This window comes from Polaromonas sp. 39-63-25 (assembly GCF_002278925.1).
Lineage (GTDB): Bacteria > Pseudomonadota > Gammaproteobacteria > Burkholderiales > Burkholderiaceae_C > Polaromonas.
The window spans coordinates 128,710-141,649 of sequence record NZ_NCJH01000009.1 but is presented as its reverse complement, the minus strand read 5'-3'; the positions used below and the strand labels follow the sequence as shown (position 1 = coordinate 141,649).

Genomic DNA, 12,940 nt, shown 5'->3' with positions numbered 1-12,940 from the left:
GACCCGCCCAGGCATTTTTCCGCCATACGACGACCAACGGATACCATCATGCGACTCGTCCAGAATTCATTGCACCAGGAAGTGGCTGCCACCCTGCGTGAACAGATTTTTGCCGGTACCTATGCGCCCGGCAGTTTTCTGGACGAGCTGGTCCTGTGCGAGCGGCTGCAGATTTCCCGTACGCCGCTGCGCGAGGCGCTCAAGGTGCTGACCGCGGAGGGGCTGCTGCGCCACGAGCCGCGGCGCGGCTGCTTTATCAGCGAGGTCACCGAGAAGGACCTGGACGATATCTTTCCGGTGATTGCCCTGCTGGAAGGGCGCTGCGCCTACGAGGCTGCGCGCAATGCGAGCAACGCCGACCTGGCGGCGCTGACCACGCTGCACGAGCGGCTGGCCGGCCATGCCAGGGCCGGCCGCATCAACGAGTATTACGACACCAATTTCGCGATCCACGAAGCCATCATCACGCTGGCCGACAACCGCTGGCTCGCCACGGCAATCGCCGACTTGCGCAAGATCCTCAAGCTGGCGCGTGCGCAGCAGCTGCATGCGCCCGGCCGGCTGGCGCAAAGTCTGTCGGAACACATGGCGGTATTTGCCGCGCTCAAGGCCCGCGACAGCGAAGGCGCCGACGCGGCCATGCGCACCCACCTGACGCGCCAGCGCGAAGCCCTGCGCGAACTGGCCCGCCACCAGCGCACGAGGGTGGCCTCATGACCGCCGCCGACTGGCTCAACCGCAATGTGTCGCGCTTCTCGGGTGACAAAAAAGTAGCATCAAAACCGGCTGAAGCCACCGTGGTGTCTGCGTCAGATGCTCCCAAAAAGGTAGCGTCCGGCGCTTCGCCGGAGGCACCGGCGCCGGCCCGCTCCACCCGCGAGCGCCTGAAGGCCACCTTGCGGCAAAAGGAGGAGGCGCTGTCGCCGCGCGTCCTGCGCCGCACGCTGGAGGAGCTCAAGGCCATCGTGGACCCGCAGGTCAGCGAAGTCGAAGGCGGCCGCCGCGCCAAAGGCGTGGCCGGCTGGTATGCCGGCGCCGCGCTGAACGAGCGGCGCGACATGTGGCTGCTGATGAGTGAGCAGTTTGTCGCCGATGCGCAGAAGGTCAAACTGGCGCAAGCCCAGTTTGCCGCCGCGGTGGGAACGCCCGACGAGGCTGTGGCCGAGGTGCGCTACCGCCGCGCCACCGTGTCGCCGCGCAGGCGCCTGCTGCAGCGCTTCAGCGCGTTTCCGGAAGGCATACGCTTTCTGGTCGACATGCGTGCCGACATGCTGCCTTACCTCAAGGCGGACAGGCGCCTGCAGGCGCTCGATGTCGAGATGGAGTACATGTTCTCGACCTGGTTTGACGTGGGTTTTCTGGACCTGCGCCGCATCAGCTGGGACTCACCGGCATCGCTGATCGAAAAGCTGATCAAGTACGAGGCGGTGCACGACATCAAGAGCTGGGCCGATGTGAAAAACCGGCTCGACAGCGACCGGCGCTGTTATGGGTTTTTTCACCCGCGCATACCTGATGAGCCGCTGATTTTTGTCGAAGTGGCCCTGATGGACGAGATGGCCGCCGGCATTACACCGCTGCTCGACGAGTCGGCCGCACCGGCGGATCTGGCCAAGGCCACCACCGCGATTTTCTACTCCATCAGCAACACGCAGGCGGGCCTGCGCGGCGTGAGTTTCGGCGACTCGCTGATCAAGCGCGTGGTGGAAACCCTGCGTGCCGAATTTCCGCGGCTCAAACACTTTGCGACCCTCTCGCCGATTCCCGGTTTCCGTCACTGGCTGGGGAAACATGCCGGCGCGATGCTGGCGCTGCTCGATGACAAGGAACGCACCGCGCTGGGCAGGGCCATCGGGTTTGAACCCCCCACCGCGCAGCATTTCCTCACTGCTGCCGACAATGCGCCGGCCCTGGACGACAAATCGCCGGTGCGCCGCATGTTGCTGCGTTGCGCGGCGCATTACCTGGGGCGCGAGCTCGACGACGGCAAGCCGCTCGATGCGGTGGCGCGCTTTCACCTGGGCAACGGTGCGCGCATCGAGCGGCTCAACTGGATGGGCGATCCGTCGGCCAAGGGACTCAAGCAGTCCTGCGGGCTGATGGTCAACTACCTCTATGACCTCAAACGCCTGGACAAGCACAGGGCGCTGCTGTCACAGGGGAAAATCCCCGTATCGGGCGACATCGAAGATTTGTATATTTCGTAAGCGCACTAACCAAACCCTATTTCAACAACGACAGGAGACAGACATGACATCGAGCTTTGACATCAACGCGTCCAGGCGCAATGTGCTGCGTGCAGCAGCCGCCGGCGTTGCCGCGTTTTCCCTGGGCAGCCACGCGCAATCGGGCTGGCCTGCCAAGCCGGTGACCATGATTGTTCCCTTTCCCGCAGGCGGCGGTACCGATGCGTTTGCGCGCCCCATGTCGGCGCAGTTTGCACGCCTGACCGGCAAGCAGATGATCATTGACAACCGCGGCGGCGCCGGCGGCACCCTGGGGGCCAGCATTGCAGCCAAGGCGCCAGCCGACGGCTACACCCTGTTCATGGGCGCGGTGCACCACACCATCGCGCCCAGCATGTACCCCAGGCTCGACTACGACATCGAGAAAGACCTGGTGCCGCTGATCCTGGTGGCCAGCGTGCCGCAGGTGGTGGTGGTCAACCCGCAAAAGCTGCAGGTGGCCAACTTCAAGGAGTTTCTGGACAACGCCCGCAAAAATCCGGGCAAGCTCAACTACGGCTCGGCCGGCGCTGGTACCTCCCACCACCTTGCCGGCGAGCTGTTCAAGCAGCAGACCAAAACCTTCATCACCCACATTCCCTACCGCGGTGCGGGCCCGGCCCTGCAGGGCCTGATTGCCGGCGACGTCGAAATGATGTTCGACGGCCTGGGCTCATCGGCCAGCCACATTGCCGGCGGCCGCATCAAGGCGCTGATGGTGTCGGGCAACAAGCGCAACCCGGCCATTCCCGACGTGCCGAGCGCCACCGAGATGGGCTTGCCCGACTACAACGTGACGACCTGGTACGGTGTCTGGGGCCCCAAGGGCATGCCGGCCGATGCACAGGCGCGCGCGATCGAGGAAATCCGCAAGGCCTGCACCACCGACGAAGCCAAGGCCGTCTGGGCGCGTCAGGGTGCCGAGTTCACCGGGCTGTCGGGTCCGCAGTTCGGCAGCTTCATCAGCGCAGAGGTCAAGAAATGGGCGCAGGTAGTGAAGGCGTCAGGCGCCAAACTCGATTGACCTTTCCAAAGTATTCATGAGAGGACAGGTTCTGCTGGCCACGGACGGCCCCATCGCCATGGTCACCCTGTCCCATCCGGGCAAGCTCAACGCCATGTCGCGTGCCATGTGGCAGCAGCTGCGCGAGGTGTTCACCGGCCTGCAGCAGCGCGGCGATGTGCGCTGCGTGCTGCTGCGCGGGGAGGGCGCCAGTTTCTGTGCGGGCGGCGACATCGCCGAGTACCCGGCCTTCCGCTTTGAAGAAGCCGCCCTGCAAGGCTTCCATGAAAACGAGGTCTGGGGCGGCCTGCAGGCCATGCTCGACTGCGACCTGCCCATCGTGGCGCAGATCGAGGGCGCCTGCATGGGCGCAGGCATGGAGATCGCCAGCTGTTGCGACATGCGGCTGGCCGGCGTGTCCGCCACCTTTGGTGCACCGATCGGCAAGCTCGGTTTTCCGATGGCGCCGCGTGAGGCCGCGCTCGTGCTGCGCGCCGCGGGCGAGTTGACGGCGCGCGAGATGCTGCTGGCAGCGGCGGTGCTCGACGCGTCCACCTTGCTGCAGCGCGGCTTTCTGAACCGCGTGTTGCCGGACGGCGAGGTGGCGGCGCAGGCCCTGGCGACGGCCGGCCGTGTGGCCAGGCTGGCGCCCGCGGCGGCACGCCTGAATAAACAGACTTTTCGGGCTCTGGCCCAGGAAGGGCGGGCGCAGCCTGCTGCTGAACTGATAGCAAAGGCGTATGCCTACGCCGACTCCGCCGAACACCGCGAAGGTGTGTCGGCCTTTGTTGAAAAACGTCCGCCAAATTTTTAGTTGGGCGGGCGACCTCTGACTTTTTCGATTCCCAGGTACCACGCGATGAAAAACAACAACCTGTTTGCCGCCCTGCGCGCAGCCTTTCCGAAAGACCTCGATGCGGTGGCGGTGGAAACCGACACCGGCCTGCACTACTCCTGGCGCGACCTCGAACGATCGACCGCCATGATGGCCAACCTGCTGCAGTCGCTGGACCTGCCGGCGGGTGCGCGCGTTGCCGTGCAGGTTGAAAAATCGGTCGAAGCGATGATGCTGTACCTGGCCACGCTGCGGGCCGGTTACGTGTTTTTGCCGCTCAACACCGCCTACCAGAGCGGCGAGATCGAGTATTTCATCGGCAACGCCGAGCCCTCGGTGGTGGTGTGCAGCTCAAAGAACTTCGGCTGGGTCAGCAAGATCGCCTTCAAGGCGGGCACGCAGAACGTATTCACGCTGGACGACGACCGCACCGGCTCGCTCTTGGCCCGCGCCGCACATTGCAGCGACCGGCACGAAATCGCACAGTCTGGCGCCGACGACTTGGCGGCCATCCTCTACACCAGCGGCACCACGGGCCGCAGCAAGGGCGCCATGCTCTCGCACGGCAACATGCTGAGCAATGCGCTGGTGCTCAAGGACTACTGGGCCTGGCAACCCGGCGACGTGCTGATCCATGCGCTGCCCATCTTCCACGTGCACGGTCTGTTCGTGGCGATCCACGGTGCGCTGATCAACGGCAGCAAGATGATCTGGCTGGCGAAGTTCGACCCCAAGCTGGTGGTGCAGAAGCTGCCCGAGGCCACGGTGTTCATGGGCGTGCCCACGCTGTATGTGCGCCTGCTGGCCGAGCCCGGGCTGACCCGCGAGGCCTGCCTCCACATGCGCCTGTTCGTCGCGGGCTCGGCGCCGCTCTTGATTGAAACCTTCACCGAATGGCAGGAGCGTACCGGCCACACGATTCTCGAACGTTACGGCATGAGCGAGACTGCCATGCTGACTTCCAACCCCTACGACGGCGAGCGGCGCGGCGGCACCGTCGGGTTTGCCTTGCCCGGCGTGAGCCTGCGGGTGCAGGACGATGCCGGCCAGCCGCTGCTCACGGGCGAGATAGGCGGCATCCAGGTCAAGGGGCCGAACGTCTTCAAGGGCTACTGGCGCATGCCCGAGAAGACCAAGGAAGAGTTCACCGCCGATGGTTACTTCAAGACCGGCGATGTCGGCAAGATCGACGAGCGTGGCTACATCACCATCGTCGGGCGCAGCAAGGACCTGATCATCAGCGGCGGCTACAACGTTTACCCGGCCGAGATCGAGGGCTACATCAACGACATGCCGGGCGTGGCTGAAAGCGCGGTGATCGGCGTGCCGCACCCGGACTTCGGCGAGGTCGGCGTGGCCATCGTGATCGCCAAGGCCGGCGCGACGCTGGACGCCGAGCAGATCATCGCGCGGCTCAAGGCGCAGCTTGCCAACTTCAAGATTCCCAAGCGCTGCTTCATCGTTGGCGAGCTGCCGCGCAACACCATGGGCAAGGTCCAGAAAAACGTCCTGCGCGAGCAGCACAAGGCCCTGTTTGCCTGAAGTCTGACGCTCCCTGGGGCTGCTGCGTTCAGGGGCGCATTTTCTCCGGCAGCGTGGCCAGTGCCACGCCGGCCAGCGCCAGTGCAAACGCGGCCAGCTGCGCCGCGCCCACGGATTCGCCGAGCACACCAACGCCAACCAGCGCCGCGCTGACCGGCAGCATCACGGTGAACACCCCGGCCTGGCTGGCGGGCACACCTTTCAGGCCCGTCATCCACAGCCACACGGTCCAGACGCTGGCGGCCAGCGCATAAAACAGCAGCAACAGCCAGCTGCCCGCTGCCACGGCGGCAAAGTCAAACCCCCAGGCCATCCACAGGCCCAGCGGTGTCACCAGCGCAAAACCCCAGAGGTTGATCAGCGCGGTGATGCGTTTGGGGCCAAGCGCGCCGGTGAGTTTTTTGCCGATCACCGCATAAGCGGCTTCGCAGAGCACGGCGCCGACCAGCAGCAGGTTGCCCAGCCATGCCCGGCTGGATGCCAAATCGGCCTCCAGCCCTTTCTGTACTTGCGCAGACAGCTCTGTTTTTGATAGCGAAACCAGCATGATGCCGAAGACGGCGCAGGCAATGGCCAGCGCGACCCGGGGGCGGATGCGCTCGCCGAGAAAGAGCCGGCTCAGCACCGCCACCGCGGCCGGGATGGCGGCCATGATGACGCCGGCAGCCACCGCGCTGCTCAGGCTCACCCCGAACAGCATGCAGATCGAAAACAGGAAATTGCCGAGAAAGGATTCAAGAAACACCAGTTGCCGGGTTTGCCGCGTCATCGGGACTTCCCCGGGCGGCTTTTTGAGCCAGTGCAGCATGGCCGCCCCGCCGATGCCAAAACGCAGCCAGGCCAGCAGAAAGACCGGGAAGACCGCGACCAGCGGTTTGGACAGCGCGACATAACTGCCGACCAGGGACATGCTGAGCGCCAGGCAGGCGTAGGCCACAATGCGGTTCATTCCACCGGGTTTTCCGTTGAGGGTTGAGTGGCCCCTGCGGCTGCCATCAGCGCTGTTGGCTGCTGTGCGCCGCAGAGTCCGGGATGCTTGTTCTTCCAGGTCGCTTTTTCTGCTTGCCCGAAATCATGCCTTACTTTCATGCCTGAACCGACGCCGCCTTCCGCCAGCCGCCATGTCTTTGTGTACGGCACGCTGCGCCGCGGCGATGTGCGCGACATCACGCGGCTGCGACCGGCGCCGCAGTTTGTCGGCCTGGCCAGCGTGGCCGGTGTGCTCTACGACCTCGGGCCTTACCCGGGCGTGGTGCTGGGCGGCCCGGCTCGCGTGACCGGCGAGGTTTACACCATCAGCGCCGAACTGGAGCGCCAGCTCGACGTCATCGAGGAGGTCTGGCCGCAGCAGACCGGCGAGTACCGCAAGCAGGCGGTGAGGGTGCGGCTGGATCAGCCGCAGGCGCTGTCTGGCGCGGTGGAACTGGACTGTCTCGTTTATGAAATCAACCCGGCCCGCGCGGTGGGCCAATCGGTGATCACCGGTGGCGACTGGCTCGACCATCTTCGGCAGCGTCCCTGAGGCAGCGGGTGGCGGGTGACGTGAGACGGAGGACTGCAGCCGTTTGCGGGATGGTCTGCTTGGCTTGATCCGCCGTTTGCCACCAGCGATGAGCCAGCTGGAAGGTAGCAACCCCGCATTTCATGATCCGGTAAAAGCCTTCCGTATTACGAAATTTCAAAATGCTGCAGCGCAGTAATATTTCTCAATACAAGAAAATACTTTTCATATATTGAAATATTGTAAAAAGGCCATTGATTTTGTTGGAAATAAATTTTCTCTTATATAAGACATAAGAGCTTCACAAAGTCTTGTAGAAGACTTAAAGTTGATCCCAGAGCAAACGGCAAAGGCATGGATAGTGCAGCGCTGTTTGTCCCCCCATTTTTCAACCTCCGGAGTGACCTCATGCCACAGACCCTCACCGAACAACTGAGCCGCGAACAGCAGATTGCCGCCCTCGAAAAAGACTGGGCGACCAACCCCCGCTGGAAGGGCATCAAGCGCGGTTACAGCGCTGCCGACGTGATCCGCCTGCGCGGCTCCTTCCCGATCGAGTACACGCTGGCCCGCCGCGGTGCCGAAAAGCTCTGGGACCTGGTCAACACCGAGCCCTACGTCAACTGCCTGGGCGCGCTGACGGGGGGCCAGGCCATGCAGCAGGTGAAAGCCGGCGTGAAAGCCATCTACCTGTCGGGCTGGCAAGTCGCTGCCGACAACAACAGCTACTCGTCCATGTACCCCGACCAGTCGCTGTACCCGGTCGACTCCGTGCCGCAGGTGGTTGAGCGCATCAACAACACCTTCCGCCGTGCCGACGAAATCCAGCACTCCAAGGGCATTGATGCCGGCGACAAAGGCTACATCGACAACTTCGCGCCCATCGTGGCCGATGCTGAAGCCGGTTTTGGCGGCGTGCTCAACGCCTTCGAACTGATGAAGGCCATGATCAAGTCCGGCGCTGCCGGCGTGCACTGGGAAGACCAGCTGGCGTCGGTCAAGAAATGCGGCCACATGGGCGGCAAGGTGCTGGTGCCGACGGTGGAAGCCAACCAGAAGCTGATCGCTGCGCGCATGGCTGCCGACGTCTGCGGCGTGCCCACGCTGGTGATTGCCCGCACCGATGCGGAAGCCGCCGACCTGCTGACCAGCGACTATGACGAGAACGACAAGCCTTTCCTGACCGGCGAGCGCACTTCTGAAGGTTTCTACAAGACCAAAAAGGGCATCGACCAGGCGATCAGCCGCGCGATTGCCTACGCCCATTACGCCGACCTGGTGTGGTGCGAAACCGGAACGCCGGATCTGGCATTTGCCAAGAAGTTCGCCGACGCCGTGCACAAGGTGCACCCCGGCAAGATGCTGGCCTACAACTGCTCGCCATCGTTCAACTGGAAGAAAAACCTCGACGATGCAACCATTGCCAAGTTCCAGAAAGAACTGGGCGCCATGGGGTACAAGTACCAGTTCATCACGCTCGCCGGCATCCACTCCATGTGGTACAACATGTTCGATTTGGCCCAGGACTACGTCAAGCGCGGCATGTCGGCCTATGTCGAGAAGGTGCAGGAGCCCGAGTTCGCAGCACGCGATCGCGGCTACACCTTTGTGTCGCACCAGCAGGAAGTGGGCACCGGCTACTTCGACGAAGTCACCACGGTGATCCAGGGCGGCAAATCCAGCGTGACCGCGCTGACCGGGTCGACCGAAGAAGAGCAGTTCCACTGAGCGGTTCGTTGAAATAGCGGTTGCCTTCCGAGGTGACCTGCGGCCCGGCCCACGCCACACGCGTGGGCCGGGCTTTTTTCTTGGGTTTGCAACGGTTTTCGCGTAGAGTGCGGCTGATTCAGGCCAACTCTGCGGGAGCTCCTCATGTCCGATGCCACCATGGGATTCAAACGTACGCCTTGCCCCGACTGCAACGGAACGGGCGAACTCCGCATTGACAGTGAAAACATCACCGAGGATTTCGAGGTCGAAAAACAGACTGTCATCACCGAGTGCCCGCGCTGCCTGGGGCTGGCTTTTGTCCCTCCGGGCGCGCCGGGTGGGGCCTGAGCACCAAGCTGCCGTAAAATAGCGCCATGCAATCAATCAAACTGGAAACAGGAAGGATCGCGCGGGTTATGACACCGCGAACTACGATCACGCCTCCAGTTTGGAGTCACCCCGGGCGCTAGCCGCATCCCCTGGTGATTTATAGCTACTCAATAGATAGCAAGCCTCCATCCCCATCCTTTACCAAGCGCGGCAGTTTCCGCGCTTTTTGTTTTCCAGAGCCTGACCACCATGATCAAAATTACGCTGCCAGATGCCTCGATACGTGAATTTCCCCAGCCCGTGACGGTGGCCGAGGTCGCCGCTTCCATTGGCGCCGGCCTGGCCAAGGCCGCACTGGCCGGCAAGGTCAACGGCAAGGTGGTGGACACCAGCCACCTGATTTCGGGTGACAGCCCGCTGTCCATCATCACTGCCAAGGACCCGGAAGGCCTGGAGGTGATTCGCCACTCCACCGCCCACCTGCTGGCCTATGCGGTCAAGGAGCTGTTTCCCGATGCCCAGGTCACCATCGGCCCGGTGATCGAGAACGGGTTCTTCTACGATTTTTCCTACAAACGCCCGTTCACGCCGGAAGACCTGACGGCCATCGAAAAAAAGATGACCGAGCTGGCGGGCAAAGACGAGCCGGTGACCCGCCGCGTGTTGCCGCGCGACGAGGCGGTGGCTTATTTCAAGGAGCAGGGCGAACACTACAAGGCCGAGATCATTGCGAGCATTCCGGCCAACGAAGACGTGTCGCTTTACCGCGAGGGCAAGTTCGAGGACCTGTGCCGCGGCCCGCACGTGCCGAGCACCGGCAAGCTCAAGTTTTTCAAGCTCATGAAGCTGGCCGGTGCCTACTGGCGTGGCGACCATCACAACGAGATGCTGCAACGTATCTACGGCACGGCCTGGGCGACCAAGGACGAGCTGCAGCAGTACCTGCTGATGCTTGAGGAGGCGGAAAAACGCGACCACCGCAAGCTGGGTCGTGAGCTCGACCTGTTCCATATCGACGACCATGCGCCCGGCCTGGTGTTCTGGCACCCCAAGGGCTGGACGGTGTGGCAGGGCGTCGAGCAGTACATGCGCAAGGTCTACCAGGACAACGGCTACCAGGAGGTCAAGGGGCCGCAGGTCATCGACAAGACGCTGTGGGAAAAAACCGGGCACTGGGACAAGTACCGTGACAACATGTTCACGACCGAGAGCGAAAAGCGCGAGTACGCGCTCAAGCCGATGAACTGCCCCGGCCACATCCTGATCTTCAAGCAGGGCATCAAGAGTTACCGCGACCTGCCGCTGCGTTACGGCGAGTTCGGCCAGTGCCACCGCAACGAGCCTTCGGGCGGCCTGCACGGCATCATGCGTGTGCGCGGCTTCACGCAGGACGACGGCCACATCTTCTGTACCGAAGAGCAGATCCTCAAGGAGTGTGTCGACTACACGACGCTGCTGCAGAAGGTCTACACCGACTTCGGCTTCAAGAACATCATCTACAAGGTGGCCACGCGGCCCGAAGCGCGCATCGGCTCCGACGAAAGCTGGGACAAGGCCGAACAGGCGCTGATGGAAAGCCTGCGCGCCTCCGGCTGCGAGTTCGAAATCGCGCCCGGCGATGGCGCGTTTTACGGCCCCAAGATCGAGTACACGCTGAAAGACGCGATTGGCCGGCAATGGCAGTGCGGCACCATGCAGGTTGATTTCTCGATGCCGGAGCGGCTGGATGCCGAATACGTGGGCGAGGACGGTGCCCGACACCGCCCGGTGATGCTGCACCGGGCCATCGTCGGCAGCCTGGAGCGATTCATCGGGATTCTGATCGAGGAACATGCCGGCGCACTGCCTACCTGGCTGGCGCCGGTGCAGGTTTCGGTGCTCAATATCACCGATGCCCAGGCCGATTACTGTCGTGAAATAGCTAAAAGGCTTCAAAATCAAGGGCTTAGGGTCAATCTTGACCTGCGCAACGAGAAAATTACGTATAAAATACGGGAGCACTCCATGCAAAAGCTGCCTTACATCCTTGTCGTAGGTGACAAGGAGAAGGAAGCCGGCGCAGTTGCCGTGCGCGCCCGGGGTAACAAAGACCTTGGCGTCATGTCACTCGAAGCTTTTGCGCAAACAATTGCTTCTGACATTACCCAAAAAGCCTGATTGCTGACACATTTGTTGATGATTTTGGCCTGTCGCCCTTGCTGGGCGGGCGCAAGCTGCTATGGCTTTTATAGCAAACGTTAAAGGATTAGAACCATCGCTACTGAATTTCGTGACCGCCGCCACCGCGAAGAACGCAAGCATCGCTTGAACCGTGAAATCATGGCCCCCGAAGTACGTCTGACCGGGCCGGACAACGAACCTCTGGGTGTTGTCAGCATCATGGAAGCCTTGCGCCTCGCCGGTGAATATGACGTGGATCTGGTTGAGATCTCTCCCACGGCGGTACCGCCGGTGTGCAGATTGATGGACTACGGCAAATTCAAGTACGCCGAGCAGAAGAAGGCCGCGGACGCGAAATCCAAGCAGAAGGTGATCGAGGTCAAGGAAATCAAGTTCCGGCCCGGCACCGACGATGGTGACTACAACATCAAACTGCGCAATATCAAGCGCTTTTTGGAAGAGGGCGACAAGTGCAAGATCACCCTGCGCTTTCGCGGTCGCGAAATCACGCACCAGGAACTGGGTCTGGCCCTGCTGGCGCGTATTCGCGACGAGTTGGCTGATTTGATTCTGGTGGAGCAGTTTCCCAAGCTCGAAGGCCGGCAGATGGTCATGATGATCGCGCCGGGCAAGAAGAAGGTGGCTGCCAAGCCCGCAGCGGCGCCCGCGGAAGCGGCACCGGCTGCACCGACAGGCGCCTGAGGGCGGCTGTCGGCGACAAGGAGTTCAACCTGCGGGTGGTTTCACCGGCAGGTTTTTCGGGGATGCGAAAGCATGTCCAGTGAAGGCAGGGAAATCCTGCCTTTGCAAAGGTGGCAGGTGTCAAAGCCCGCCGCCAACAAGCGGCGAATTAAACACTCGCCACTACAAGTGGCTCGGGGCCATCAAGTCTGCGGAAGGTTCGCAGCGCCTCACGAGCACAAATGAAAAGGAGCATTTACATGCCCAAAATGAAGACCAAGAGCAGCGCGAAGAAACGTTTTCGCGTTCGTCCAGGTGGTACCGTCAAGCGCGGCCAAGCCTTCAAACGTCACATCCTGACCAAGAAGACCACCAAGAACAAACGCCACCTGCGTGGTGCGGTTGCTGTCCATGAGACCAATATGGGTCACATGGCACAGATGCTGCCCGGCATGGGCATTTAATTAACGACGAACAAGGAGTACTCACATGCCTCGCGTCAAACGTGGTGTAACGGCTCGCGCCCGCCACAAAAAAGTTTTAGCCCTTGCAAAAGGTTTCCGCGGCCGCCGCGGCAATGTCTATCGCATCGCCAAAGAAGCGGTGATGAAGGCCGGGCAATATGCCTACCGTGACCGCCGTAACAAAAAACGTGTGTTCCGCCAGTTGTGGATTGCGCGTATCAATGCCGCCAGCCGCTCATTCGGCATGACCTACAGCCAGTTTGCCAACGGTCTGAAAAAAGCCGGCATCGAGATCGACCGCAAGGTTCTTTCCGACATGGCGATTCACGACAGCGCTGCTTTCGGCGCCATCGTGGAGCAGGTCAAGGCCAAGCTTGCTGCTTGATTTTTGAGGGGCAACCAGCTATTGAATTGATAGCTGTTTGCGCACAAAAGACGGGGGCCAGAGCTTGAAAAGGCTCTGGCCCTTTTTCTTTGTCCGGGCAGCAG

General features: G+C 62.0%; 13 protein-coding genes. 12 read left to right on the top strand and 1 reads right to left on the bottom strand.

Annotated elements, in window-relative coordinates:
- Positions 1–48: 48 nt before the first annotated feature.
- Genes B7X65_RS13275 through B7X65_RS13255 form a run of 5 tightly spaced genes read left to right on the top strand, consistent with a single transcriptional unit; the run spans position 49 to position 5,605 of the window.
- On the top strand, positions 49–717 hold the full coding sequence (locus B7X65_RS13275; RefSeq protein ID WP_293594780.1) for a GntR family transcriptional regulator: 669 nt from the start codon (positions 49–51) through the stop codon (positions 715–717).
- On the top strand, positions 714–2,207 hold the full coding sequence (locus B7X65_RS13270; protein WP_293594779.1) for a malonyl-CoA decarboxylase: 1,494 nt from the start codon (positions 714–716) through the stop codon (positions 2,205–2,207). The genes B7X65_RS13275 and B7X65_RS13270 overlap by 4 nt, the downstream gene beginning before the upstream one ends.
- Before the next feature lie 43 nt (positions 2,208–2,250).
- Positions 2,251–3,249, top strand: a complete 999-nt coding sequence (locus B7X65_RS13265; RefSeq protein ID WP_293594778.1) for a tripartite tricarboxylate transporter substrate binding protein — start codon at positions 2,251–2,253, stop codon at positions 3,247–3,249.
- A gap of 16 nt (positions 3,250–3,265) precedes the next feature.
- Positions 3,266–4,042 carry an enoyl-CoA hydratase/isomerase family protein gene (locus B7X65_RS13260; protein WP_293594777.1) on the top strand — a complete coding sequence of 259 codons (777 nt, stop codon included), beginning with the start codon at positions 3,266–3,268 and terminating at the stop codon, positions 4,040–4,042.
- A 45-nt stretch (positions 4,043–4,087) separates the two neighbouring features.
- A complete protein-coding gene (locus B7X65_RS13255; protein WP_293594776.1) occupies positions 4,088–5,605 on the top strand; it encodes a malonyl-CoA synthase in 1,518 nt (505 codons plus the stop codon).
- Between the two features lie 28 nt (positions 5,606–5,633).
- Here the strand turns inward: B7X65_RS13255 and B7X65_RS13250 are convergent, their stop codons facing one another.
- Positions 5,634–6,554, bottom strand: a complete 921-nt coding sequence (locus tag B7X65_RS13250) for a DMT family transporter (protein WP_293594775.1) — start codon at positions 6,552–6,554, stop codon at positions 5,634–5,636.
- Positions 6,555–6,692: 138 nt separating this feature from the next.
- Between B7X65_RS13250 and B7X65_RS13245 the strand changes: the two genes are divergently transcribed.
- The 7 genes from B7X65_RS13245 to rplT all read left to right on the top strand — a co-directional run bounded on the left by B7X65_RS13245 (position 6,693) and on the right by rplT (position 12,836).
- Entirely contained in the window at positions 6,693–7,127 is a 435-nt protein-coding gene (locus B7X65_RS13245; RefSeq protein WP_293594774.1) for a gamma-glutamylcyclotransferase, read from the top strand.
- A 387-nt stretch (positions 7,128–7,514) separates the two neighbouring features.
- Entirely contained in the window at positions 7,515–8,834 is a 1,320-nt protein-coding gene (gene aceA / locus B7X65_RS13240) for an isocitrate lyase (RefSeq protein WP_293594773.1), read from the top strand.
- A 144-nt stretch (positions 8,835–8,978) separates the two neighbouring features.
- Positions 8,979–9,164 carry a hypothetical protein gene (locus B7X65_RS13235; protein WP_293594772.1) on the top strand — a complete coding sequence of 62 codons (186 nt, stop codon included), beginning with the start codon at positions 8,979–8,981 and terminating at the stop codon, positions 9,162–9,164.
- Between the two features lie 231 nt (positions 9,165–9,395).
- Positions 9,396–11,303, top strand: coding sequence for a threonine--tRNA ligase (gene thrS / locus B7X65_RS13230; RefSeq protein ID WP_293594771.1), 1,908 nt, complete (start codon positions 9,396–9,398; stop codon positions 11,301–11,303).
- A gap of 87 nt (positions 11,304–11,390) precedes the next feature.
- Positions 11,391–12,008 carry a translation initiation factor IF-3 gene (gene infC / locus B7X65_RS13225; RefSeq protein ID WP_293594811.1) on the top strand — a complete coding sequence of 206 codons (618 nt, stop codon included), beginning with the start codon at positions 11,391–11,393 and terminating at the stop codon, positions 12,006–12,008.
- Between the two features lie 239 nt (positions 12,009–12,247).
- A complete protein-coding gene (rpmI, locus tag B7X65_RS13220; protein ID WP_077595745.1) occupies positions 12,248–12,451 on the top strand; it encodes a 50S ribosomal protein L35 in 204 nt (67 codons plus the stop codon).
- A 25-nt stretch (positions 12,452–12,476) separates the two neighbouring features.
- A complete protein-coding gene (gene rplT / locus B7X65_RS13215) occupies positions 12,477–12,836 on the top strand; it encodes a 50S ribosomal protein L20 (protein ID WP_096668383.1) in 360 nt (119 codons plus the stop codon).
- Positions 12,837–12,940 lie beyond the last annotated feature (104 nt).

Coding starts and splice junctions, on each gene's coding strand:
- B7X65_RS13245 (WP_293594774.1), top strand. CDS start 6,693: ATGCCTGAACCGACGCCGCCTTCCGCCAGCCGCCATGTCTTTGTGTAC.
- B7X65_RS13255 (WP_293594776.1), top strand. CDS start 4,088: ATGAAAAACAACAACCTGTTTGCCGCCCTGCGCGCAGCCTTTCCGAAA.
- B7X65_RS13250 (WP_293594775.1), bottom strand. CDS start 6,554: ATGAACCGCATTGTGGCCTACGCCTGCCTGGCGCTCAGCATGTCCCTG.
- B7X65_RS13275 (WP_293594780.1), top strand. CDS start 49: ATGCGACTCGTCCAGAATTCATTGCACCAGGAAGTGGCTGCCACCCTG.
- B7X65_RS13235 (WP_293594772.1), top strand. CDS start 8,979: ATGTCCGATGCCACCATGGGATTCAAACGTACGCCTTGCCCCGACTGC.
- B7X65_RS13260 (WP_293594777.1), top strand. CDS start 3,266: ATGAGAGGACAGGTTCTGCTGGCCACGGACGGCCCCATCGCCATGGTC.
- aceA (WP_293594773.1), top strand. CDS start 7,515: ATGCCACAGACCCTCACCGAACAACTGAGCCGCGAACAGCAGATTGCC.
- B7X65_RS13265 (WP_293594778.1), top strand. CDS start 2,251: ATGACATCGAGCTTTGACATCAACGCGTCCAGGCGCAATGTGCTGCGT.
- rplT (WP_096668383.1), top strand. CDS start 12,477: ATGCCTCGCGTCAAACGTGGTGTAACGGCTCGCGCCCGCCACAAAAAA.
- rpmI (WP_077595745.1), top strand. CDS start 12,248: ATGCCCAAAATGAAGACCAAGAGCAGCGCGAAGAAACGTTTTCGCGTT.
- B7X65_RS13270 (WP_293594779.1), top strand. CDS start 714: ATGACCGCCGCCGACTGGCTCAACCGCAATGTGTCGCGCTTCTCGGGT.
- thrS (WP_293594771.1), top strand. CDS start 9,396: ATGATCAAAATTACGCTGCCAGATGCCTCGATACGTGAATTTCCCCAG.